The organism is Arthrobacter silvisoli, assembly GCF_003369445.1.
Taxonomy (GTDB): Bacteria; Actinomycetota; Actinomycetes; order Actinomycetales; family Micrococcaceae; genus Arthrobacter; species Arthrobacter silvisoli.
The window spans coordinates 1-1,553 of record NZ_QRCU01000051.1 but is presented as its reverse complement, the minus strand read 5'-3'; the positions used below and the strand labels follow the sequence as shown (position 1 = coordinate 1,553).

General features: G+C 64.0%; 3 protein-coding genes. 2 read left to right on the top strand and 1 reads right to left on the bottom strand.

What is annotated here, in order from left to right:
* Nucleotides 1-223: 223 nt before the first annotated feature.
* Nucleotides 224-496: a DUF2277 domain-containing protein gene (locus DWV11_RS13285; RefSeq protein WP_115789404.1), complete on the bottom strand. Its 273-nt coding sequence runs from the start codon at nucleotides 494-496 to the stop codon at nucleotides 224-226.
* A 34-nt stretch (nucleotides 497-530) separates the two neighbouring features.
* Here DWV11_RS13285 and DWV11_RS19935 point away from each other — a divergent pair, with 34 nt between their 5' ends.
* Entirely contained in the window at nucleotides 531-917 is a 387-nt protein-coding gene (locus DWV11_RS19935; RefSeq protein WP_136017905.1) for a hypothetical protein, read from the top strand.
* On the top strand, nucleotides 914-1,234 hold the full coding sequence (locus tag DWV11_RS13280) for a hypothetical protein (protein ID WP_115789403.1): 321 nt from the start codon (nucleotides 914-916) through the stop codon (nucleotides 1,232-1,234). Before DWV11_RS19935 ends, DWV11_RS13280 begins: the two co-directional genes overlap by 4 nt.
* Nucleotides 1,235-1,553: the final 319 nt, after the last annotated feature.

The following is a 1,553-nucleotide window of genomic DNA, read 5'->3' as shown; positions in this document are numbered from 1 at the left end:
CGAAGCCGGCAAGAAGGCCACCAAGAACGCCAACGAGCAGGAACAGGCCTCCCACTAAGGACTGCTTCGACGGTATTACCGGAGGTATTACCGGACGAAACGTGGATGACCCCCTCACATTTGAGGGGGTCATCCACGCTTAAGCCGGCGTTTCCGCGTTCCCGCCTGCGCGCTCCGATCGGCTGCGGCCTGCCTGGCACCCGCCGGCCATGCGGCGGCCGCCTTAAGCCGTGCCGAAGCGGACCGCGGCGCGGGCCCTGGCTTTGGCGGCTTCCTCCTCGCGGTTCTTGGCGGGCCCGTGGGTAACCAGGGAGTCGAGCAGGTGCTGCGTGGCATGCGCGATCTGGTGCACGGCCTCGTTGAAGGCGTCCTCGTTGGCCTTGGATGGCTTGTTGCTGCCGCTGATCTTGCGCACATACTGCAGCGCGGCGGCTTCCACCTCGGCCGAGGTGGCACGCGGTTCGAAGTTATGCAGGGTGTGGATATTGCGGCACATGGCTCCATGCTAGGCCGCTCGGCAGACATTCGGCATGGGCCCGGAGGAAGCCGGCGCGCGCAAATCCGGCACCGCCTCGCCACCGGAATTCGAGTACACAGTGCCGGGGCTCAAGGGAACGGGCCGGAAATTCAAGGAGAAAACAGGTACTGACTACTCGGGTGCCCCGCAATACCGGGAGCCTACTCTTGCAAACAGCGCGCAGGGGGCGCGCTGGCATTCTACGGAATGTCGCGTCTCGAAAGGCTGGGCGGTGGAGACGGTAAAGCGGGGGTGCCATTGCGCCACGTATCCAACGACGGGATTTTTTGCTGAACGTGCCGACCAGTACGTACAGACCGGCCGGTCCGTCATCGGGCAGCCGCGGACTGTGATGAGTGAACCATGGTTCAGAACCTGGATTAAGGAAAAAGGAACATGAAGAAACTATGGGCTGCCGGCGCTGTGGCCGGACTCGTTCTGCTGGGCATTGCACCTTCGGCGTTGGCTTCCCCTCCGCCGGACCACCAAGTCACCTATTGCCACGCAACGCACAGCGAGAAGAACCCCTTCGTAGTCATCACCACTGACGAGCTCGCTGTCGTCCAAGGACACCAGGACCACCAGGACTTCGAAGATGTCATTCCGCCCTTCGACTGGGCCCTGCCCAACGCGAGCGGGCACTTCGACGGCCTGAACTGGGGCCCGGGGGCAGCTGATTTCATCGCCAACGGCTGCGTCGGTGGGCCCACCAGCTGATCGGAAGGTTTCCTTCCCGGGGAAAAGGAGGGGCCGGCATGTGTCGGCCCCTTTTCCACTGCGCTCCGTCTTCTGGTGAGGCGTCGGCGGTCCACTGCTTTCCCCAAAGCCCGCCGCTGCTCGTCGCGTGATCGCGGAGATAGATGTCGGCCACCGGATGGCAGGCCCTCCTCAGTGTCGGGCTGGACACCGTGGTGTTCGTGGCCCTGGTGAACCTCCGGCCCGGCCCCTGCGCAGTGGGGACCTTTTCATGGGGAGGGGTTCCCATCGACACTCCTTGCGCGGCCGGGATAGCGTCTACGTATTGGGGATGCCGAAG